This window comes from Leptothrix ochracea (assembly GCF_041083635.1).
GTDB classification, from domain to species: Bacteria; Pseudomonadota; Gammaproteobacteria; order Burkholderiales; family Burkholderiaceae_C; genus Sphaerotilus; species Sphaerotilus ochraceus.
Genome location: NZ_JBFPHB010000025.1, coordinates 1 through 20,618, shown reverse-complemented (window position 1 = coordinate 20,618; position 20,618 = coordinate 1). Strand labels below are relative to the sequence as shown.

17 protein-coding genes and 1 riboswitch are annotated in these 20,618 nt (G+C 60.7%); of the genes, 7 read left to right on the top strand and 10 right to left on the bottom strand.

Going from position 1 to position 20,618, the window contains the following annotated elements:
• Complete coding sequence (locus AB3X39_RS10175) at nucleotides 1-2,115, bottom strand: 3'-5' exonuclease (RefSeq protein ID WP_369417264.1); 2,115 nt, start codon at nucleotides 2,113-2,115, stop codon at nucleotides 1-3.
• 294 nt (nucleotides 2,116-2,409) lie between these two features.
• Between AB3X39_RS10175 and queE the strand changes: the two genes are divergently transcribed.
• Nucleotides 2,410-3,081, top strand: a complete 672-nt coding sequence (gene queE / locus AB3X39_RS10170) for a 7-carboxy-7-deazaguanine synthase (protein ID WP_369417263.1) — start codon at nucleotides 2,410-2,412, stop codon at nucleotides 3,079-3,081.
• 26 nt (nucleotides 3,082-3,107) lie between these two features.
• Nucleotides 3,108-3,551: a 6-carboxytetrahydropterin synthase QueD gene (queD, locus tag AB3X39_RS10165; RefSeq protein ID WP_369417262.1), complete on the top strand. Its 444-nt coding sequence runs from the start codon at nucleotides 3,108-3,110 to the stop codon at nucleotides 3,549-3,551.
• Here the strand turns inward: queD and AB3X39_RS10160 are convergent.
• Nucleotides 3,512-4,219, bottom strand: coding sequence for a 3'-5' exonuclease (locus AB3X39_RS10160; RefSeq protein ID WP_369417261.1), 708 nt, complete (start codon nucleotides 4,217-4,219; stop codon nucleotides 3,512-3,514). The two genes, queD and AB3X39_RS10160, sit on opposite strands and share 40 nt — an antisense overlap.
• A 367-nt stretch (nucleotides 4,220-4,586) precedes the next feature.
• Nucleotides 4,587-4,661: riboswitch (S-adenosyl-L-homocysteine riboswitch) on the top strand.
• A 150-nt stretch (nucleotides 4,662-4,811) separates the two neighbouring features.
• Between AB3X39_RS10160 and ahcY the strand changes: the two genes are divergently transcribed.
• From ahcY to metF, 3 genes are read left to right on the top strand one after another with little or no spacing between them, the layout of a single operon-like run.
• Nucleotides 4,812-6,209 (top strand): adenosylhomocysteinase, encoded by a 1,398-nt coding sequence (gene ahcY / locus AB3X39_RS10155; RefSeq protein ID WP_369417352.1) that lies wholly within the window; start codon nucleotides 4,812-4,814, stop codon nucleotides 6,207-6,209.
• A 6-nt stretch (nucleotides 6,210-6,215) separates the two neighbouring features.
• Nucleotides 6,216-7,235 carry a TlyA family RNA methyltransferase gene (locus tag AB3X39_RS10150; protein ID WP_369417260.1) on the top strand — a complete coding sequence of 340 codons (1,020 nt, stop codon included), beginning with the start codon at nucleotides 6,216-6,218 and terminating at the stop codon, nucleotides 7,233-7,235.
• A complete protein-coding gene (gene metF, locus AB3X39_RS10145) occupies nucleotides 7,232-8,104 on the top strand; it encodes a methylenetetrahydrofolate reductase [NAD(P)H] (protein WP_369417259.1) in 873 nt (290 codons plus the stop codon). Before AB3X39_RS10150 ends, metF begins: the two co-directional genes overlap by 4 nt.
• Here the strand turns inward: metF and AB3X39_RS10140 are convergent.
• The gene (locus AB3X39_RS10140; protein WP_369417258.1) at nucleotides 8,096-8,713 is read right to left on the bottom strand and encodes a 5-formyltetrahydrofolate cyclo-ligase; all 618 of its coding nucleotides are present in this window, start codon (nucleotides 8,711-8,713) and stop codon (nucleotides 8,096-8,098) included. The genes metF and AB3X39_RS10140 overlap by 9 nt on opposite strands.
• A 112-nt stretch (nucleotides 8,714-8,825) precedes the next feature.
• Between AB3X39_RS10140 and AB3X39_RS10135 the strand changes: the two genes are divergently transcribed.
• Together AB3X39_RS10135 and AB3X39_RS10130 are read left to right on the top strand one after the other, a co-directional pair.
• The gene (locus tag AB3X39_RS10135; protein ID WP_369417257.1) at nucleotides 8,826-9,425 is read left to right on the top strand and encodes a rhodanese-like domain-containing protein; all 600 of its coding nucleotides are present in this window, start codon (nucleotides 8,826-8,828) and stop codon (nucleotides 9,423-9,425) included.
• Nucleotides 9,426-9,552: 127 nt separating this feature from the next.
• Nucleotides 9,553-11,631 carry a lytic transglycosylase domain-containing protein gene (locus AB3X39_RS10130; RefSeq protein ID WP_369417256.1) on the top strand — a complete coding sequence of 693 codons (2,079 nt, stop codon included), beginning with the start codon at nucleotides 9,553-9,555 and terminating at the stop codon, nucleotides 11,629-11,631.
• Here AB3X39_RS10130 and AB3X39_RS10125 read toward each other — a convergent pair whose 3' ends face one another.
• The 7 genes from AB3X39_RS10125 to dnaN form a co-directional block, all read right to left on the bottom strand.
• Nucleotides 11,632-12,135: a universal stress protein gene (locus AB3X39_RS10125; RefSeq protein WP_369417255.1), complete on the bottom strand. Its 504-nt coding sequence runs from the start codon at nucleotides 12,133-12,135 to the stop codon at nucleotides 11,632-11,634.
• A gap of 47 nt (nucleotides 12,136-12,182) precedes the next feature.
• Nucleotides 12,183-13,058, bottom strand: coding sequence for a DNA/RNA non-specific endonuclease (locus tag AB3X39_RS10120; RefSeq protein WP_369417254.1), 876 nt, complete (start codon nucleotides 13,056-13,058; stop codon nucleotides 12,183-12,185).
• Complete coding sequence (locus AB3X39_RS10115; protein WP_369417253.1) at nucleotides 13,058-14,311, bottom strand: dicarboxylate/amino acid:cation symporter; 1,254 nt, start codon at nucleotides 14,309-14,311, stop codon at nucleotides 13,058-13,060. Before AB3X39_RS10115 ends, AB3X39_RS10120 begins: the two co-directional genes overlap by 1 nt.
• A gap of 108 nt (nucleotides 14,312-14,419) precedes the next feature.
• Nucleotides 14,420-15,190, bottom strand: coding sequence for a hypothetical protein (locus AB3X39_RS10110; RefSeq protein ID WP_369417252.1), 771 nt, complete (start codon nucleotides 15,188-15,190; stop codon nucleotides 14,420-14,422).
• A gap of 196 nt (nucleotides 15,191-15,386) precedes the next feature.
• Nucleotides 15,387-17,306 carry a PhoX family protein gene (locus tag AB3X39_RS10105; RefSeq protein WP_369417251.1) on the bottom strand — a complete coding sequence of 640 codons (1,920 nt, stop codon included), beginning with the start codon at nucleotides 17,304-17,306 and terminating at the stop codon, nucleotides 15,387-15,389.
• Nucleotides 17,307-17,390: 84 nt separating this feature from the next.
• A complete protein-coding gene (gene gyrB, locus AB3X39_RS10100) occupies nucleotides 17,391-19,895 on the bottom strand; it encodes a DNA topoisomerase (ATP-hydrolyzing) subunit B (RefSeq protein ID WP_369417351.1) in 2,505 nt (834 codons plus the stop codon).
• Nucleotides 19,896-19,974: 79 nt separating this feature from the next.
• Nucleotides 19,975-20,618, bottom strand: a 644-nt coding sequence (gene dnaN / locus AB3X39_RS10095; RefSeq protein ID WP_369417250.1) for a DNA polymerase III subunit beta, incomplete at its 5' end; no start/stop codon positions are given.

The window sequence follows — 20,618 nt, the reverse complement described above, 5'->3', positions numbered from 1 at the left end:
CTAAATGCGGATGTCGGTGTGATACCGGGTCGATTTGGTCAAGGCTTCTTGGGCACGCAGTTCGTCCTTGACCACCGCCAAGGCATCACGCACACGCTGCACCATCACCGAGTCACCATGGGTCGCAAGCAGCAACTCCTCGGTGGCCCGCGTCATCGCCACATACAGCAGCCGTATTTCTTCATCCAGCGCCTCGCTGCGCATCGGCATGACTTGCAAGCCAGCCACCACCACCACGGGGAACTCCAAGCCCTTGGCCGCATTCAAGGTCAACACCTTGATGCTCGACTCGCCCCAATCGATGTGCTGAAAACCCCGCTGCCCCATCGACTGAACTGGCAATCCATGGCGCACCAACGCAGCCTCAATGGGCGGCATCAAAAATTTGGCCCGGCACAACACCGCCAAATCTTGCAGGGGCCGCCCCTCGGCGTGGGCCCGGGCCAAGCGATCGGCAATCAGCATGGCCTCGGTCTCCGCATCCCGAGCCTCAATCAGCTGGGGCATGGCCCCTCGCCGACCGCCGCTGGCTGGGGCAACGCGTTGCATGCTGTCGTCTGTCACCCCGTCCATCCCTCCTGGGGCCACTTCTGAGGGCGGCAGCAAGGACTGGGCCAAACGCATCGATGTGGCCAACACTTCGGCGGTATTGCGATAGTTGGTGCGCAACCAGTAGGTTCGACCCCGCGCCTCAATGCCCACACTGGCAAAGCTAAACAACCGCCGCGCCTTTTGATGCCGCGATTGAGCGTCGTCGTACACCACCAACAAGTGCTGGGTCACAGGATCGACCATCCGAACCACCATCCGGAGCCAAAGATCGTCGAAGTTATGCGCTTCATCGACCAACAGTGCGGTGTAGAGATCTGAAGGCACCACACCTTCCGTCATCGCGCGGTCCACCGTGCGTGGCAAAAGGTCCAAGTAATCCACCGCCCGACGATCCGTCGGCACGGTCAAGGCACAAGAGCGCACCAAGTCTTCGCACCAAGCATGGAAGGTCCGAACTTGCACACGTTCATCGATCCCCCGAGCGCGCAAAACCGCCTCAAGGCGCCCGGCCAACATCCGGCTGTAACAAAGGATCAGCACAGGCCGATCGGGCCAAGCTTGGGTCATCAACTGCTGGGCGCGATAGATCAGGATCATCGTCTTGCCCGACCCCACCGCACCATGGATGACGCGATGCCCATCTCCCAACGTCCGAACCAGTTGCTCTTGCTTCAGGTCAAGCACTTGCATCAGTTCAGGCACGCTCGACGGGGGAGGCACGGTATCAAAGTGATCGGCGACTTGGTGACCCAACAAACGATTGACAGCGACCGGCGGCCCCCCCAGATCCACGTCAAGCACCTCATCGATCACCGTGCATAACGCATCACCCTCCGTCTCGGCAACCATGGCTGCCATGCCAAAACCCGAGGGATAGGCCAAGGCCGAGGTGGCGACATGGTCCATGGACGATGCCGTCAAAAACGGCTGAACCCGCATTTCTGGATAAAGATGCCAGCGGATACGGTCACGTTGCGGCAAAGTCAAGGTACTTGGATAGTGCACCGTACACATGCCCCACAAACGCTGCACGAAGGTCACCGCATCGACATCATCCGCAACGTCTTCATCAATCAGCGTTCTTCTTGCCGGAAAAATGGCTTTCATTTGCGAATTTGTCGCATCGTTCAAATCAGCAGCACGCCAGTTCGGCAAGGCCAAACCCCAGCCATAGGGAAACATCAACTTGCCACTGAAAGAGCCGCCACCACGCACCAAGCTGGGATCAACTTGCATCAAGGCCACCATGGCAAGGGTTTCTTCGCGAACCCGACGCAGTGGTGAGACGGTGGTCGATAGACCTTGTGGCACCACCAGTTGAAGCCGATCTCGATCCATCGCCTGGATTTGCACCCGCGTCCAGTCCCGGATCTCTAAGAGCAGCAACCCCCAACGAGGACTGAGCACCAAGAAATTGGGGGCATAGCCACGGGGACCCATGGGCAAGTTGTGCCACACCAAATAGTCGTCTTCGAGACAACGCCGCAATTGATGCAACACCCGCCGCTCGGCCGGAGTACAACGGCGGTCGATATGGGTAAGTCCCTGAGGAAAGATCGCCATGGGCTGGAAGAAGGTCAGGCCGTAGAAGTCGAGGTCTGCCGAGGGTTCGCGACGCCAAGCTGAGGAAAGAAATGTAGAGGAAGCTGTTCTACCCCCCTCAAAGATGGTGAGCATCCCCCCATCACAGCCCCATAGATCGTGAATAAAAGCACAAATTGCAAGCAATTGTCCAACAACATCCCCCGCCAAAGGCAACAAATTCACCCGGCCCCGGAGCTCTGTGACCAGAACACTTTTGCCACGCCTGTCATAGAATCGCCGCCCCGTGACCCGGCTTTGCCATACCTCTTCACCATGACTTACAGCGTCAAGGAAATCTTCTACACGTTGCAAGGTGAAGGCGCCAATACCGGCCGACCGGCCGTGTTTTGTCGATTCACAGGTTGCAACCTGTGGACAGGTCGAGAGGACGATCGTCCCACAGCCATCTGCGCATTCTGCGATACCGATTTCGTCGGCACAAACGGTGACGGTGGGGGCAAGTTCGATGCGGCCCATGAGCTGGCAGACACCATCACCCTGCACTGGACCCGAACCGCCGGACAAGACCCTGTCAGCACAGCCATGCGCTTGGTGGTGCTGACAGGGGGCGAACCCTTGCTGCAAGTGGACGCAGCGCTGATCGACGCTCTGCACACCAGAGGTTTCCAGATTGCCGTCGAAACCAATGGCAGTCTTGAGGCCCCCTGCGGATTGGATTGGATCTGCGTCAGCCCCAAAGCGGGTGCGCCATGGCGCCAAAAGCAGGGCCATGAACTGAAACTGGTTTATCCACAGGCTGGACTGAACCCTTCCGATCTTGAAGCTCGCATGCTGGCAGGTGAGTTGCACTTCGAGCATTGCTACTTGCAAGCCATGGACGGCATCGACCAGGCCAACAACATCGAAGCAGCCGTGGCTTACTGCATGAAGCATCCACGCTGGCGTTTGAGCCTGCAAACCCACAAAATCTTGTCTATCCGATAGATCTCTGACAGAAAAGGCTCACGCGCGTGCTGACCATCACCAAACGACTGGAATTCGACGCCGGCCATCGCATTCCCGACCACAAGAGCCAATGCCGCAATCTGCACGGTCACCGCTATGTGCTTGAAATCACCCTCCAAGGTGAACCCGTCAACCGGCCAGGTCACAGCGATCACGGCATGTTGATGGACTTCAGTGAAGTCAAGACCATCGCCAAAACGCACTTGGTGGATCGCTGGGACCACGGTTTTCTGGTCTACGAGGGTGACAGCGTGATCATGCCGCTGCTGACCCAGATCCCCGGCCACAAGACCATCGTTTTGCCACGCATTCCCACAGCAGAGAACTTGGTCGCGATCGCCTTCGAGATCTTGCAGCCGCTGTATCGAGACCACTACGGTTCAGGCCTGCAACTGCGGCGTCTACGCCTTTACGAAACACCCACCTGCTGGGCTGATTTCGAGGCCTGAACGGTTTTCTGCGCGTTTTGCTTCTGGCAAAACTGCGCGACACAAGAAGATAGGTTTTTCTTGCCCGACTGCTGGATCGCCCGAAGCAAGTCAGGACAAACCGGCCTTCCCGCCAACTCCGTCGCAAAACGCTGCTCCACGTCACGCACGATGCGCAGAAACAGGTGCGCCGTCACTTCTGCATCGGCCAACGCTCGGTGCGCTCGCCCCGTGTCGGGCAACCCAAAGGATTCAGCCAACGCCCCCAACCGGTGACTGCTGAGCTCGGGATAAAGCCGTCGTGACAGCATCAACGTACAAATGAAGCCTGTCGGCTCATCAAAGAGCGCGGGATGACATGCCGCTAACTTGCGCTCAACACGCCAGAAAACGCGGTCAAAAGAGGCGTTGTGCGCCACCATGACGCAATCAGCGGCAAACACCGAGGCCTCTTGCATCACTTGAGCTGCGGGAGGCGCCTGCCGCACCATGGTGTTGCTGATCCCCGTGAGTTGCTCAATGAAGGGTGACACCCAAGCGTCGGTCTGCATCAGACTTTGATAGCGGTCGAGGATCTGTCCCCGCAACACCCGCACGATGCCAATCTCAGTCGCCCTCGCCCCCTGCGACATCGAGGAGCCAGTGGTCTCGAAATCGAGCACAGCAAAAATGGGCAAACCTTCCGACATGAGAACTCCGATGCACCTCAGAACCAGGGCGCTCATCGTACAAGGAAGACCACCCAAGTTATCCACAGGCCCACCGCTGGATAACCCTGGGGATAACTTTTGAACAACCCCTAAGTTATCCACACCCCATCACGACGCATCCCAAGTTGTTATCAACCTGTCATCCACTTATCCCATGACTAGCCCACAGACTTATGCATTAGATAAGTCATTGTTTTAAAAGGATAAAAATGAGTTATCCACAGAAATGGCTCGCCTTCTATTACTACTACCATTTAAATATTTAAATCAAAAAGAGATGCTTGGAGGATAACTTTTTGCTGTGGGATGCCAAGATGGCGAGATAGGTTGAGCCTATAATGCCAATCCTTTCGAGGAGCGTTGCAAGGTCTGATGAGGCCCCAGGCTCGAAAAATCCTTGTTGCAACCACGCTCACCTGCATGTACCCGCCGTGCGGTGAGTGATCACTCGGGGCCCTCTGGATGGAGGAGCTGTCTCGGCGTTGTGCTTGCAGGTCCTCTCGCCTTTTTGGAGAACGACGTGACCGCAGCTTCCACTTCAACCCATCTTCAGCCAGCTCATCACGACTTTGTGGTCGCTGATATGACCCTCGCCGCTTGGGGGCGCAAGGAAATCCGCATCGCCGAGACTGAAATGCCCGGTTTGATGGCCATCCGCGAAGAATTCGCGGCCAAGTTGCCGTTGAAGGGTGCCCGCATCACGGGTAGCTTGCACATGACGATCCAGACCGCTGTGCTGGTCGAGACTCTGCAAGCTTTGGGTGCTGAGGTGCGTTGGGCCTCGTGCAATATTTTCTCGACCCAAGACCACGCGGCGGCGGCTTTGGTCGAGCGCGGTACACCGGTCTTTGCCTACAAGGGCGAGACGCTGGCCGATTACTGGGACTACACCCACCGTATCTTTGACTTCGGCCCCAAAGGGGCGGCAGGCGAAGGCCCGAACATGATCTTGGATGACGGTGGTGACGCGACGCTGTTGATGCATTTGGGGCAGCGCGCTGAAAAAGATCGATCGGTGCTCGATCACCCGCAAAGTGAAGAAGAAACCTGCCTCTATGCGTCGATCAAGGCCAAACTGCTGGAGGACGCGACTTGGTACACCCGCAAGAGCGCCCAAATCATCGGCGTGACCGAGGAAACCACCACAGGGGTCCATCGTCTGAAGGAAATGAGCGCCAAAGGGACCCTGCTGTTCCGTGCCATCAACGTCAACGACTCGGTCACCAAGAGCAAATTCGACAACCTCTACGGCTGCCGCGAATCGTTGGTGGACGGCATCAAGCGTGCCACCGACGTGATGATCGCCGGCAAGGTCGCGGTGGTCTGCGGCTACGGTGACGTGGGCAAGGGCTCGGCCCAAGCTTTGCGGGCTCTTTCCGCCCAAGTTTGGGTGACAGAAATCGACCCGATCAACGCCCTGCAAGCTGCCATGGAAGGCTACAAGGTCGTGACGATGGCGTGGGCGGCGGACAAGGCGGATATCTTCGTCACCACCACCGGCAACCGTGATGTCATCACCTTTGAGCACATGCAGGCGATGAAGGATCAGGCCATCGTTTGCAACATCGGTCACTTCGACAACGAAATCCAAGTCGCCAAGCTTGAAACCCATTGCCAATGGGAAGAGATCAAGCCGCAGGTTGATCACGTGATCTTCGACGATGGCAAGCGCATCATCTTGTTGGCCAAAGGTCGGCTGGTGAATTTGGGTTGCGGTACCGGCCACCCGAGTTTTGTGATGTCGTCGAGCTTTGCCAACCAGACCATCGCCCAGATGGAGTTGTTCTGCCATCCTGATGGCTACGACGTGGGCAAGGTCTACGTGTTGCCCAAGCATCTTGACGAGAAGGTGGCGCGCCTGCACCTGAAGAAGGTCGGCGCCATGCTGACCGAGCTGAGCGACGAGCAAGCTGCCTACATCGGCGTGCCCAAACAAGGCCCGTACAAGCCCGATACCTACCGCTACTGAGCTGCGATGCGCGCTGACATTTTTTTGGTGGAGTCCGGACGGGCTTCCACCCGCTCACAGGCCCAGCGCCTGATTGCCTCGGGCGTCGAATGGCGCTTGGGCTCCGTGGCTCCTTGGAAAAAGGTGGCCAAGAACGGTGATGACATCCCAGCTTGCGCTGAACTGCGTCTGCTCGACGCGGCCGAGGCGCGCTTTGTCTCGCGTGGCGGACTCAAGCTCGAAGGGGTGATGCAGCGGCTCGGTTTGACCGCACAGGGGCTGCAATGCCTAGATGTCGGCCAATCGACCGGCGGCTTCACCCATTGCCTACTCACTTCGGGTGCCCGGTGTGTGGTGGGGGTGGACGTCGGTCACGATCAGCTGCACCCGCAGCTGCGCGCCGATGATCGCGTCGTCTGCCTCGAAGGGTTGAACGCCCGCGCCCTCACGCCCGCTTCGCTGGCTGATGCTTGGGAGGAGACGCTGAGCGAGCTGGTCGAAGAGCAAGAGGACAACGACACCCAACCGGTGGCGCCCTACGCTTGGATGCGCAACGGCGGTTTGGTGGACGACGCGTATGACGACAGCGACGACGCCAAGGACCACGAGATTGAGGTCTTCAAGACTCAGCGCAGCGAGCGCAACAAGGCCCAAGCGGCCGGCACGCTGCCCCGGCAGCGCCGCCGCAAGGCAGCGTTTGCCGATGCAGTGGTTGACCCGGCGTTTGGTCTCATCGCCGGCGACGTGTCCTTCATCTCGTTGACCTTGGTGCTGCCTGCTTTGGTGCCGCTGTTGGCACCGAACGGCCAGCTGCTGCTGCTGGTCAAGCCGCAGTTCGAGCTGCAACCGGCTGACATTGGCAAGGGTGGGCTGGTGAAGGACGAGGCCTCCTATGGCCGTGTTGAAAAGCGCCTGCGCAAGGCCTGTGCTGAACTGGGTCTGCAAGTGCTGAGCTGGCTGGACAGCCCGATCACTGGCGGCGATGGCAACCGCGAATTCTTCCTGCACGCCCGTCCGATGACGCCAGCACAAGGAGCCTCGACATGACGTCCCCTTCCACCGTCCGCAACGGCTCGACTCACAACGCAGTCAGCCTGCCGATCAGTCTGGAATTCTTCCCGCCCAAGTCCCCCGAAGGCATGGCCAAGCTCGCCACAGCGCGAGGCGAGCTGTACGCGCTTAAGCCGCAGTTTTGCTCGGTCACTTACGGCGCCGGTGGCAGCACGCAAGACGGCACGCTCGCGACCGTGCAAGCCATCCTCGACGAAGGTCAGCAGGGCGCTTCGCATTTCACCTGCATCGGCGCGACCCGCGATTCGGTGCGCGAGCGTTTGAACCAGTTCAAGGCGATGGGCATGCGGCGCATCGTTGCGTTGCGCGGTGATTTGCCCAGCGGCTATGGCGGCAGCTTTGGCGAGTTCCGCTACGCCTCGGACTTGGTGGCCTTCATCCGTGCTGAAACCGGTGATCACTTCCACATCGAAGTGGCGGCTTATCCCGAGATGCATCCGCAGGCCAAGAACCCACACGCCGATCTGCAAGCTTTTGCCGCCAAAGCCCGCGCCGGGGCCAATTCGGCCATCACGCAGTTTTTCTTCAATGCCGACGCCTACTTCCGCTTTGTGGATGAAGCTCACGCCTTGGGTGTGGATATCCCCATCGTGCCGGGCATCATGCCGATCACCAATGCCAGCGGTATCACCCGCTTTGCCGATGCTTGCGGGGCTGAAGTCCCACGCTGGGTGCGCTTGCGCTTGCAAAGCTTCGGTGACGATACGGCTTCGATCCGTGCCTTTGGCTTGGACGTCGTGACCTCACTGTGCGATCAGCTGCGCACCGCTGGGGTGCCCGGACTGCACTTCTACACCATGAACAGCAGCGCAGCGGTGTGGGAGATCATGCGGCGTTTAGGTTGAAGTTGGGTTGAATCCGGCGTCTTCCCGCGACCACGCCAGCCCATCTTCGGTGAGCATGGCGTCGAGCGGTACGTCGTGGGGTTCGCCTTGGAGCCAAGGGATGAAGCCGTGGCTGAAGCCCAGGCCAGCGGTGAACGGCATGGGTTTGAGACTGGCCAAGGTGCGGTCGTAAAAGCCGCCACCGTAGCCAAGCCGCAAGCCGCCGGGACCGTAGCCCACGCAGGGCACCAAGAGCAGCTCGGGATGGAACTCCTCGGTGTCCTTGGGTTTGAGGATGCCGAAAGCATCTTCTTCCATCGGGCATCCTGGATACCAGACGTGAAAGCGCAACTGCTTGGTTTCGCGGTCCACCACCGGCAGGCCGATGCGGCGCTCCGGCTCGGCTTCCGTCCAGCGAAACAAGGCGGGCAGAGCATCGAACTCACCTTTGATGGGCCAATAGGCGCCGATGCTGTTCTCGAAGCGACTCACCAGCCAGACACGCAGCACCTCTTGCAAATGCACCGAGCGTTGATGTCGGTCGTGCAGGGACTGACGCTCCGCCTGCAACTGCTTGCGCAGCGTGGCTTTATCGCGGGGTGGCTCAGGCAGTTTGAAAGGGATGTCCATGGGGTGATTGTGGCGGGGGGATGGTGAGGGTGCAACCTGCCTTTTCCACGTTGAAGCACAAACATCGTTGTTTGCTTATATGATGATTGGATTCAACTCTTGAGATCAACCCATGACTGCTCTGCGTTTTGTTGTGACCGCTGCTTCGGCCCTGTGGATCGGTTTGCTGAGCCCTGCTTTGCAAGCGGCGGAGCCCGAGAAGCTGCGCATTCTTGGTGAAGAGAAGAAATTCACCGTTCAGACCGACAAGGGGCCTGTGGAAATCACCCGGGTGATGACGACATGCGCCAAGAACAAGGGTTGGTTGCAGCCACTGGTACCGGTGCCGGGGGTGGTGCCGGTGACTGAGATCGAAATTTTGCACGCCATGAACGACAAAGATGCGATCTTGGTGGATATGCGTGAGTCGGAAGATCGGGTCAAGGGCACCATTCCGGGCTCGTATCACATCCCCTACACCGAAGTGGCCGGTCGCATGAACGAGCTCGGCTGCAAGAAGATCGACAAGCCGGTTGCGGGTGCCAAGCCGTGGGATTGCGGTGCGGCCAAGAAGGTCTATGCCTTCTGCAACGGCCCGGTGTGCCCGCAGAGTCCGACCGCGATTGCGGCGATGACACGCGATGGTTTCCCGGCCACCAAGATTTATTACTACCGAGGCGGGATGCTCGACTGGGCGGCTTTGGGCTTTCCGGTGGTTGCTGGCGACTTTTAAGGCTCTTTTCATCGCCTTCAGCGCGTTTTGAGGGCGAGATGCGCTACAAAGGGCGGCTCGCCGCAGCCACGGCGTCTGTGCGCACTTCGCGCCCGGTGGCTGCATGCTCGAAACCGCTTTCTCTCGCATGTTCCGTATCGTTGTTTTGCTGTTGGCCTTGGGCAGTGCTGCTTGGGCCACAGCGGCGTCCCATCGGCATCACGTTGGGCATGCCACCAAGCGCCAAGTGCACCACCATGCTCCTCACAGCCGTGTTGTGACGGCCCAGGCGGCTTCTGCCGTGCAGGGGCCTGATGCGTTGGTGCTTGAAGCGCGTGACGCTTTTGCACGCCATGACCGCAAACGCCTGCTCGCTGCGCGTCAAGCTTTGGCCACGCGGCAGCACCCGCTGCTGATTTGGGCCGAGTACTGGGAGCTGAACAATCGGCTCACCGAAGTGTCGGCCGATGACATTGAGGCGTTTTACGCCCGCTGGCCAGACAGTTATCTCGAAGACCGGCTGCGCAACGATTGGCTCCTTGAATTGGGTCATCGGCGTGATTGGGCACGGGTGGCAGCGGATTACCCACGTTTCCGCATGAACGATGACCGTGAGGTGGTTTGCTATGCCCTCTTGGCGCGTTCCCAAACGGGGGAGGATGTGCGTGCTGCCGCGCGGCGTGCTTGGATGGCGCAGCGTGAGCCCGACGAGGGCTGTGCCTTGCTGGCCAAAACGTTCTATGACGCCCGTCTGTTCAGTGATGCTGATGTCTGGCAAAAGGCCCGCAGCGCGCTCGACATGGATCGTCCCCGCGTGATGCAGCAAGCCTTGGCCTTGATGGAGGACATGCCGTCCGCCATACGCAACGAATTGATGGAGGGCCCGCAGCATGTGTTGACCCGTTTGGGCTCGGCTTCCGGGCGTCCAGATTCAGAGTTGGCGTCGGTGGCCATAGCACGCTGGGCCAATCAAGACCCGGAACAAGCCGCCAAGGCGCTGGCGGGCTGGCAGTCTCGCATGGCTCCCGACACCGCCGCTTGGACGTGGGCCGCCGTGGCGCGTCAAGCCGCGCTGCGCCTGATGCCGCAAGCCGATGTGTGGTTCCAACGCTCCACCGAGGTGCCGCATGCGCGCGATCCCGAGTGGAGTGACGAGATGCTGGCTTGGCGGGTGCGTGCCGCGTTGCGCAGCGTGGATGCGGGTCGCTGGCTGCGTATCCGCGAAGCGATTGAGGTCATGAGTCCTCAAGAACAACGTGATCCCGCTTGGATGTATTGGCGTGGCCGGGCTTTGCGCGCTTCTTTGCGCACCGGACCGGAAGGCGATGCCGAGCGGTATCAGGGCCGGCAGCAGTTGGACCGGATCAAGAACCACTTCAGTTTTTATGGGCAGTTGGCGGCCGAGGACTTGAATCAGCCCCAAAGCTTGCCGGAAGCGCCGGCCGCGCTTTTGCCCGAAGAGCGGTCGGCCGCCGAGCAGCATCCGGGCATCAACCGCGCCTTGGCCTTGCTGGCTTTGGGACTGCGCACTGAAGGGGTGAAGGAGTGGAACTTCACGATGCGTGATTTTGATGATCGCCAGCTTCTGGCCGCAGCGCAGCGCGCTTGTGCGCTGGAGATCTGGGACCGTTGCATCAACGCCAGCGACCGCAGTCGCCAAGAGATCGACATGAGCCAGCGCTTTCCCATGCCGTTTCGGGAGGACGTTTTGCGCATCACCAAGGACGTCGGTGTGGACCCAGCCTATGTGTACGGCTTGATCCGCCAAGAGTCGCGTTTTGTCACGGTGGCGCGCTCCAATGTTGGGGCCGCAGGCTTGATGCAAGTGATGCCTGCCACGGCCAAGTGGACCGCCCAAAAAATGGGTTTGGCCTATCACCCCGACAACATCAGCCAGCGGGATATGAACCTGCGTCTGGGCACGGGCTATTTGAAGATGGTGCTTGATAGCTTCCATGGCTCGCAGCCCTTGGCGGCGGCGGCCTACAACGCCGGGCCGAGTCGCTCGCGGCGTTGGCGTGAAGGTCAAACCATGGAGGCCGCTGCGTGGGTTGAAACCATCCCCTTCAACGAGACGCGTGATTACGTCAAGAAGGTGTTGGCCAACACCAGCTACTACAGTGCTTTACTCAACGCCCAGCGGGACGTGAGCCTCAAGACCCGCTTGGGCCCTTTGATCGGCCCCCGGCCCGCAGATACGCCCCCTGAGGGCCCTGATTTGCCTTGATCAGCTGACGTTGGCGGCGGCTTCTGGGGTCGCCTCCACGTCGTCGGTGTCCTCGGCCTCAGGCGGTTCGACGGCCAGATGTCGAATGATCGTGACCGGCACCGAGGTGTGATGCAGCACGGTTTGTGAGACCGAGCCGAGCAGGGCGCTGCGCACGCTGCCCAAGCCGCGTCCGCCCATGACCACCATGTCGCAGGCGTGCAGTTCGATCAAATCGACCAGCGCGTGGGCCGGATCACCCGAGACCACCACGCTCTCGAAGGCCACGTCGGTGGCGCGCACCAGCGCTTCGGCGGGCGCTAGGAGATGGAAGCCCGCCGCCGTGCTGACTTCTTCAAGCACGGTGGCATCGTGGGCGACCACCAATTCATAAAGCGAAGCGGGTTCTTGGATGTTCGCCAAGACCAATTGCACCGGCAAGCCTTCGCGGCTGAGGTGCAGGGTGTGTTCAACCGCCGCTAGGGAAGCGGCTGAGCCATCGACAGCAACCAAAATCTTGACCATGTATGTGCTCCTCAGGGGATGGGTGTGGCTGGATCCACCCCATTTCATCACATCGCTGAGCCTGCGGCGCGGGCGAAAGAGCAGTTGGCGGGCAGAGGCCAAGTGGTGACGGGTTTGCTGGCGCGCACGTCCGCAGGCACGCCCGCGATGGCCACCATCGAGGCACCGATCTGCTGATCGAGTTCATCTAGGCTGACCAGATAGCTGTCCAAGGGTCCCAGGTTGCTTTGGTTGGGGATGACCCAAGCGATGGCGATCGGTTGTTGGGTGAGCGGATCGGTGCTGACGATGGCTTTCCAGAACCAATCCGGCGTGCGGATGCCGTGGCTGGCGAGGAAGACATCGTTGCTCGGATCGGTGTAGACCACCCCGCCATAGACCGTGAGCGGCGCGATATCGCGGTAGCACTCGGCCACGTTCTCGGCGTCCAGCCAGATGCCCCGGTTGAACGTCCCCACCTGCGGCACCACATTGGTCATGTAGTTGGCGCGCAGCAAAAACGTGGCGTTGTCGTCCATGTGGTTCGACATCACCAAGTGGCCCCGGTCCCAACCGTTGACCACGCTGGCATAGGTGGCGGTGCTGGTCTGTTGACCGCAACCGGCCGGCAAGCTCGGGTCGAAGGTGAAATTGGCCGGGCGAGGCAAGTAGCCGGTGTCGAAGCCCAGAGGATATTCGTAGCGCAGCGCCGTGTGCTCGGTGCAGTCATAGAGCAGCTTGAAGCCGCCGTAGTCCTGCGTGATCACCGTGTCGCTGCCGTAGCTCACCGGGCTGGGATGGGTGACCGTGACGGGGGCTGGTGTCACGGCGGCGGGGTTACCTCCGCCACCGCCGCAAGACAGCAGCAGCGGCAGTGAGATCAGGCTGAGCCAACCGATCAGACCGATCAGCACCGATCTGGCGACGTGGGCCCCTTGGCGCATCAGCGGCCTGTCAGGGCTTCGGTCATCTTGGCGTGGTCGAGTTCTTTTTCCCACTTGGACACCACCACGGTGGCGACGCCGTTGCCGATGAAATTGGTCAGTGCGCGTGCTTCGGACATGAAGCGATCGATGCCCAGAATCAGTGCCAAGCCCGCCACGGGAATGTCGGGCACCACCGCCAGCGTGGCGGCCAAGGTGATGAAGCCGGCCCCGGTCACGCCCGAGGCGCCCTTGGACGTCAGCATGGCCACGCCCAAGATCGTCAGCTCTTGCGTGAGGCTGAGGTCGATGTTGAGCGCTTGGGCGACGAACAGCGCGGCCATGGTCAAGTAGATGTTGGTGCCGTCAAGGTTGAAGGAATAGCCCGAAGGCACGACCAACCCGACCACCGACTTGGAGCACCCCATGCGTTCCAATTTGCTCATCAACGGCACCAAAGCCGATTCCGACGACGATGTGCCCAGCACCGTGAGCAGTTCATCCTTGATGTAGGCGATGAAGCGCAGGATGTTGAAGCCCGTTAACGCGGCGATGCTGCCCAGCACGATGAGCACGAACAGCACGCACGTCAGGTAGAAGCTGCCCATCAGCGCGGCCAGCGGTTTGAGGGCTGCGATGCCGTACTTACCGATGGTGAAGGCCATGGCACCCCCCGCACCCAACGGGGCCAGCTTCATCACGGTGGCCATCATGGCGAAGAAGATATGCGAAGCGTCTTCGATGAACGTATGCACCGGCTGACCCACCTTGCCCATGTGCACCATGGCGTAGCCAAACAGCACGGCCAGCAGCAGCACTTGAAGCAAATCACCGGAGCCGGTGAACGCGTCGGTGAAGGTTTTGGGGATGATGTGCAGCACGAAATCGACCGTGCTTTGCTCTGAGGCGGCTTTGGCGTAATTGGCCACCATCTTGCCGTCAAGCGTTTTGGGGTCGATGTTGAAGCCGTCACCCGGGCGCAGCACGTGCATGACGATCAGGCCGATGATCAAGGCGAAGGTCGAGACGACTTCGAAGTAGATCAGGGCCTTGCCGCCGACGCGGCCGACTTTCTTCATGTCACCCGAGCCGGCAATGCCCAGCACCACCGTGCAGAAGATCACCGGGCTGATCAGCATCTTCACCAGCGCGATGAAGCCCTCCCCCAGCGGCTTCAGGCTGGCCCCGGTTTTGGGGTCGAGATAGCCCAAGGTGCCGCCCGCAAGGATGGCAAGGAGGACCCAGAAATAGAGATGACCGGTGAGACGTTTCATGGTGCAGGGTATCCAGTGGTCGATTGACACGTACGGACGCCACCGTAACGACTCTGTTCACAAGCGTCGATTGTGGATGTCCACATTCCCGCCGGAAACGACCCTGTGTCAGAAGCGCATGCCCAGCGCCAAGCGGGTCTGATCATCGGGTGTGAAATTGACCTTCTGCTCTTGAGTCACGCGCACAAAGTAGTCGTGATAGTCGTAACTCACGGTCAGTCCAAGGCCGCTCACGTTGGCGTCGTTTTCAGCGGGACGACCTCGTTTGCTGGAGAGATCCACCGTCCAGCGCTGACCTTCTTGGGGGCTGTAGCGCCAGACGGCGTGGTGCACGACTTGATCGGTATGCAGCCGGTCATCTTTGACCATGAACAGCGAGAGTGTGGATCGCTTGCCGCGCATGCCTGCGCCCAAGGTGTAGGCGTCGTTCGGGTCGAAATTGAGGTTCATGTAGGGTTGAAGATTGCTCCGACCCCAGCCCAGGATGGTGTAAACCTTTTGACCCAGTTGGGCACTGAACGAGCCGCTGGCGTAGCCATGGGTGGCGCCTTGGAGGGATGGCACCACCTGCCAGTCATCGCCTTCCACGGTGTATTCCCACCCCGCTCGACCCTGATCAAAGTTAGGGTCGTGATATGCACCCACCCACAGCGTATGGGCGCCCCGATGGGCGCGCAGATTCAAATCCACCGCTTCCGGTGTGGATGCGCTGTTGTACCAAGACGAGGTCGCCTTGAAGTCCCAAGGCTCGTTTTGAGCCGGTTGAGGTGGTTGAGCGGTTGTTGTGGCCTGCGCCACACCGAGCACCAGCCCGCCCAACGCGCCCGCCAACGCCTGCCAAGCCACTGACGTGAGTCGGGGTAACTGCTTGAAGTCCATCGCTATCCTTGTCCATGAGCGAGCGCGCATTGTGACAGCCATCAAGCATGCTTCCCCCCATGAAAATGAGGTGGTCCAAGGCGGATCAAACTTCAACGTTTGACCTAACACGTTGATTGATAAGTCATTTTTCGAATGTGTTCTTTAGGCCACAAAGTTTGGCGGGCTGTGTTTTCCAGGTCACACCCACGGTGTGTTAGGTGCCGATCATCCCGCCATCCGCCTTGCGAATGACCAACGTGGCCGAGCGAGGTCGGCCGTCGGGTCGCTGGTCGGGCCAGTTGGAGATTTTCCGGGGCGCGTCAGGATCACTGCGTTCGCTGGGACTTTCGCCGGGGTGTTGGATGTTGATGAACATCGTGCAGCCGTCGGGGGTGCCGGTGGCGCCGGTGATTTCGCAGCCGGCAGGGCCGACCAAAAAGCGGCGAATCTCACCGGTGCTGGGGTCCGCAGCCAGCAGGGCGTTGTGGCCCAGCTCGGCCAAATCACCTTGACCCATGTCCTTGGTGGACATATCGGTCTCGATCCACAACACGCCCCGACCGTCGATCCACAGGCCGTCCGGGCAGCCGAAAGCGTTGCCCTTGACGTTGCCGCGTGCGTTGGGCCGGCTGCTAGCAGCGTTGCCGGCCAAGACAAAGTGCTGCCAAGTCAGGCGGATGCCGTCGAAATCACCGTCGTCGAGCCATTCGATGATGTGGCCCATGGTGTTGTTCACCCGGGGGTTGGCGGCGTCCACACCGGGGAACTTATCCGCACCGCGTTGGCTGTTGTTGGTGAGCGTGCAATACACCTTGCGGGTTTTGGGATCGACCGCCGTCCATTCGGGGCGATCCATCTTGGTGCCACCCAGCAAGTCGCTGGCTTGGCGGGTTTTGATCAGCACTTCGCCTTGATCGGCAAAGCCGTTGGCGGGCGTCAAGGGGCCTTGACCGTGAACCAGCGGCAGCCATGCGCCTTGGCCGTCCGTGTCGAAGCGGGCGACGAACAGCGTGCCGTGGTCGAGCAAGGTGGCGTTGGCGCGTGCGCCGCCCGGTTGAATCGGGTCGCGGCTGACGAATTTGTAGATGTACTCGAAGCGGGCATCCTCGCCCATGTAGATCACAGCGTGGTTGTCCCGGGTCACGGCCACCGTGGCCCCTTCGTGGGCGGCACGGCCCAAGGCGGTGCGTTTGATGGGCGTGCTGCTGGGGTTAAAGGGGTCGATTTCGACCACCCAGCCGAAACGATTGGGTTCGTTGGGGTGACGGCTGGCGTCAAAACGTTCGTCAAATTCGTGCCATCGGTACAGGGCGGCATCGACCTTTTTCAGGCCCCAGCGCTTGCCGTGGGCATCGGGCGGGGTGGGGCAGTTGAAGTAATGGCTGAAGTTTTCTTCGCAACTGAGGTACGTGCCCCACGGCGTGAGACCGCTGGCGCAGTTGTTGAGGGTGCCGCGCACCCGCGTGCCGCTCGGGTCGGCGGCGGTCTTCATCAGCGCATGGCCGGCGGCGGGGCCGCTGAGCGTGATGGGCGATTCGGCGGTGATGCGCCGCGCCCACGGTGAGGGCTGCACATGTTGCCAACGCTGATCCAGCCACTCGATCTCGATCACCGAGATGCCGTGCGCGGCTTGCGACTTCTTGACCTTGGCCGCCGTCCACGTCTTCATACCATCGGTGTGCAGCAGACCGTCATCGGTGTACTCGTGGTTCATCACCAAGAGCCCGTGGGTCGAGGAGCCGTCGATGGGAAAGTAGTGGATGCCGTCGTGATGCATGCCCATCTGCGCTTGCTGCTCGGCAGCGCTGTTGCTGGCATCGAAGCGAAACGCCGGCATCTCGCCCGAAAGGCCCACCGGCTCGCCCCAAGCGGCCAGGGCTTGCGTCACATAGCCTGGTGGCACGCTCACCGCGTCCACCGTGGCCACAGGCACGCTTTTGAAGCCCAACAGCGCCCCGCTGCTGCTCCCCATGTCTGCCAGGCTGGCGCAGCCTCCCAGACCCCATCCTGCCGCGCCCATCAAGGCCCCCAAGCCACCCCGCAAGACAACCCGCCGCGTGGGGTCGGAGACCTCATGGATGCTGGTGTTGGCCGATGGATTGCTGTCTTCCATCGTCGAGAAGTCTTTGGACATGGCGCGTTCTCCGTCACAGGTTCGTTTGAGGACCGAACCATCGCAGCCCGGTGTGACGGCGCTGTGACAGGGAACGTGCGCGGATCACGCGTCGATATTGGCCGCCCTGAGCGCGTTGGTTTCGATGAAGTCGCGGCGGGGCTCCACCTCGTCGCCCATGAGCATGGTGAAAACGCGGTCGGCTTCGATGGCGTCTTCGATCTGTACGCGCAGCAAGCGGCGCACCGTGGGGTCCATGGTGGTTTCCCAGAGCTGGCCGGGGTTCATTTCACCCAAACCCTTGTAGCGCTGGCGGCTGACGCTGCTTTCGGCTTGGGCCATCAGCCAAGCCATGGCGGCGCGGAAGTCGCTGACCTTGGTGGATTTTTGCCGCTCGCCTTCGCCGCGCTTGACCACCGCTTCGGCGGTGAGCAAGTCGTTGAAGGTCAGACCGGCCAAGCTCAGGGCTTGGTAGTCGGCGCCGTGCAGGAAGTCTTGGGTGATGACGCTGCTCTTGACGTTGCCGTGGTGCCGGCGGCTGATGCGCAGGATGCGTTTGTCGGTGTGCGCGTCGTGCTCGGCGCTGACTTCGGCGTCGTGCAGGGCGGCTTTCAGCGCGGCGGCGCTGGCGTGGGCTTGTTCAGCGTCGTCAAGCGAGAGGATCAAGCCGTCAGAGATCGCACGCAGTGCTTCCATGTCTATCCAGTTGCCCAAGCGATCGATCACATGGGTGGCTTGGACGTACTGGCGAGCCAGCTCTTCGAGGGCTGGGCCATGGATTGCGGCGCGGCCTTCGCCAGGCTCCACGCTGGCACCGTCCAGGGCGACTTTGAGCAAGTAGATGTCGAGCTCGCCAGCGTCCTTGAGGTACTGCTCGTGCTTACCGTGCTTGACCTTGTAGAGCGGTGGCTGGGCGATGTAGATGTGGCCGCGCTCGACCAGATCGAGCATCTGACGGTAGAAGAAGGTCAGCAGCAGGGTGCGGATGTGCGCGCCGTCCACGTCGGCGTCGGTCATGATGATGATGCGGTGGTAGCGCAGCTTGTCGGGGTTGAAGTCGTCCCCGCCCATGCCCTTGCCGATGCCGGTACCGAGGGCGGTGATCAGCGTCAGGATTTCATTGCTGGTCAGCAGCTTTTCGTAGCGCGCTTTTTCCACGTTCAAGATCTTGCCGCGCAGCGGCAGGATCGCTTGGAACTTGCGGTCCCGGCCTTGCTTGGCTGAGCCCCCGGCGGAGTCCCCTTCGACGAGGTAGATCTCGCACAGCGCGGGGTCTTTTTCTTGGCAGTCGGCCAGCTTGCCCGGCAGCCCCATGCCGTCGAGCACACCTTTGCGGCGTGTCATTTCGCGCGCTTTGCGCGCAGCGTCACGGGCGCGGGCGGCGTCCACGATCTTGCCGCAGATGATCTTGGCGTCGGTCGGGTTTTCCAGCAGCCAGTCGGTCAGCAGGCGGCCAACGATGTCTTCCACCGGCGCGCGCACTTCCGAGGACACCAGCTTGTCCTTGGTTTGGCTGGAAAACTTGGGCTCAGGCACCTTGACGCTGACCACGCAGGCCAAGCCTTCGCGCATGTCGTCACCCGCGATATCGACCTTGGCCTTCTTGGCGATCTCGTTGTCGTCGATGTACTTGTTGATCACCCGCGTCATCGCGGCGCGCAAGCCGGTGAGGTGGGTGCCGCCGTCACGCTGCGGGATGTTGTTGGTGAAGCAGAGCACGTTTTCGTTGTAGCTCTCGTTCCACTGCATCGAGACTTCAACCCCGACGTTGGTGTTGTTGTCGCTCAGCTTGTCGCCCCGGGCGTGGAAGATGTTGCTGTGCAGCACCTTCTTGCCAGTGTTGATGAATTCGACGAAGCCCTTCACGCCGCCAGCGTAGGCGAAGTTGTCTTCCTTGTTGGTGCGTTCATCGACCAAGCGGATCTTGACGCCGTTGTTCAGGAACGAGAGTTCGCGCAGGCGCTTGGCCAGGATCTCGTAGTGAAAGTCGATGTTGCTGAAGATGGTTTCGTCGGGCAGGAAGTGCACTTCGGTGCCGCGCCGGTCGGTGTCACCGCTGATGCGCATCGGGCTGGTTTCGACGCCGTCACGCACTTCGATGAGGCGGTTTTGCGGGATGCCCTGCTTGAATTCCAGCGTGTGCACCTTGCCATCGCGACGCACCGTCAGGCGCAGCCATTTCGACAAGCCGTTGACGCAGCTCACGCCCACGCCGTGCAGACCACCTGACACCTTGTAGCTGTTTTGGTTGAACTTGCCGCCAGCGTGCAATTCGGTCAGGGCGATTTCAGCGGCCGAGCGTTTCGGCTCGTGCTTGTCGTCCATCTTGACGCCGGTCGGGATGCCCCGGCCGTTGTCGGTGACAGAGATGGAGTTGTCGGTGTGGATCGTGACGGTGATGTCGTCGCAATGGCCCGCCAACGATTCGTCGATCGAGTTGTCCACCACCTCAAACACCAAGTGGTGCAGGCCGGTGCCGTCCGAGGTGTCGCCGATGTACATGCCCGGGCGCTTGCGCACCGCTTCCAGGCCTTCGAGGATCTGGATGCTGCTTTCACCGTAGGCGGCCGAAATTTCGGCTGCGGAAGAGGGTTGTTGGTCGTCGCTCATGTCGTCGGGTCGCTCATCGGGTCGGTCATGGATCGGCGCGCTGTGGCGCGCCTCGGCGTCGTGCATCGTGTGCTGCTACTCAGATCCGCATCGGCATCACCACGTATTTGAAGCCGGTTTGTTCAGGCACGGTCAGCAAGGCGGAGCTGTTGGTGTCTTGCAGCGAAATCGTCACCCGGTCTTGGCTGATGTTGCCCAGCACGTCCATCAAGTAAGTGATGTTGAAGCCGATCTCGATGCTGTCACCGGCGTAGTCGATTTCCAGCTCTTCCTTGGCCTCTTCTTGCTCGGCGTTGCTCGCGGCAATGCGCAGCGTGCCGGGCTCAAAGCTGAGTTTCACGCCCTTGAATTTGTCGCTGGTCAGGATGGCGGCGCGTTGCAGGCCCGACAGCAGCGGCACCCGGCCAAGGGTGACGTGGTTTTTGTGATTCTTGGGAATCACACGGTTGAAGTCCGGGAACTTGCCTTCAACCAGCTTGGTGATGAATTCCATGCCGCCGAAGTTGAACTTGGCTTGGTTGCCGGCAAAGCGCATCTCAATCGGCGCGCCTTGGAATTCACCATCACCGGCGTCCTTGGCGGCGCTTTTATCCGACTTGTCGTCCTTGAGCAAGCGTTGCAGCTCCAGCACGGTCTTGCGCGGCAGGATCACTTCTTGGCGTGGCATTTCGATGGCCAAGGTGGCTTGGGCCAAGGCCAAGCGGTGCCCGTCGGTGGCCACCA

Excerpts from the sequence above, each read along its gene's own strand:
- AB3X39_RS10175 (WP_369417264.1), bottom strand. The coding sequence starts at position 2,115 with ATGGCGATCTTTCCTCAGGGACTTACCCATATCGACCGCCGTTGTACT.
- queE (WP_369417263.1), top strand. The coding sequence starts at position 2,410 with ATGACTTACAGCGTCAAGGAAATCTTCTACACGTTGCAAGGTGAAGGC.
- AB3X39_RS10160 (WP_369417261.1), bottom strand. The coding sequence starts at position 4,219 with ATGTCGGAAGGTTTGCCCATTTTTGCTGTGCTCGATTTCGAGACCACT.
- AB3X39_RS10150 (WP_369417260.1), top strand. The coding sequence starts at position 6,216 with ATGCGCGCTGACATTTTTTTGGTGGAGTCCGGACGGGCTTCCACCCGC.
- metF (WP_369417259.1), top strand. The coding sequence starts at position 7,232 with ATGACGTCCCCTTCCACCGTCCGCAACGGCTCGACTCACAACGCAGTC.
- AB3X39_RS10140 (WP_369417258.1), bottom strand. The coding sequence starts at position 8,713 with ATGGACATCCCTTTCAAACTGCCTGAGCCACCCCGCGATAAAGCCACG.
- AB3X39_RS10135 (WP_369417257.1), top strand. The coding sequence starts at position 8,826 with ATGACTGCTCTGCGTTTTGTTGTGACCGCTGCTTCGGCCCTGTGGATC.
- AB3X39_RS10130 (WP_369417256.1), top strand. The coding sequence starts at position 9,553 with ATGTTCCGTATCGTTGTTTTGCTGTTGGCCTTGGGCAGTGCTGCTTGG.
- AB3X39_RS10125 (WP_369417255.1), bottom strand. The coding sequence starts at position 12,135 with ATGGTCAAGATTTTGGTTGCTGTCGATGGCTCAGCCGCTTCCCTAGCG.
- AB3X39_RS10120 (WP_369417254.1), bottom strand. The coding sequence starts at position 13,058 with ATGCGCCAAGGGGCCCACGTCGCCAGATCGGTGCTGATCGGTCTGATC.
- AB3X39_RS10115 (WP_369417253.1), bottom strand. The coding sequence starts at position 14,311 with ATGAAACGTCTCACCGGTCATCTCTATTTCTGGGTCCTCCTTGCCATC.
- AB3X39_RS10110 (WP_369417252.1), bottom strand. The coding sequence starts at position 15,190 with ATGGACTTCAAGCAGTTACCCCGACTCACGTCAGTGGCTTGGCAGGCG.
- AB3X39_RS10105 (WP_369417251.1), bottom strand. The coding sequence starts at position 17,306 with ATGTCCAAAGACTTCTCGACGATGGAAGACAGCAATCCATCGGCCAAC.
- gyrB (WP_369417351.1), bottom strand. The coding sequence starts at position 19,895 with ATGAGCGACGACCAACAACCCTCTTCCGCAGCCGAAATTTCGGCCGCC.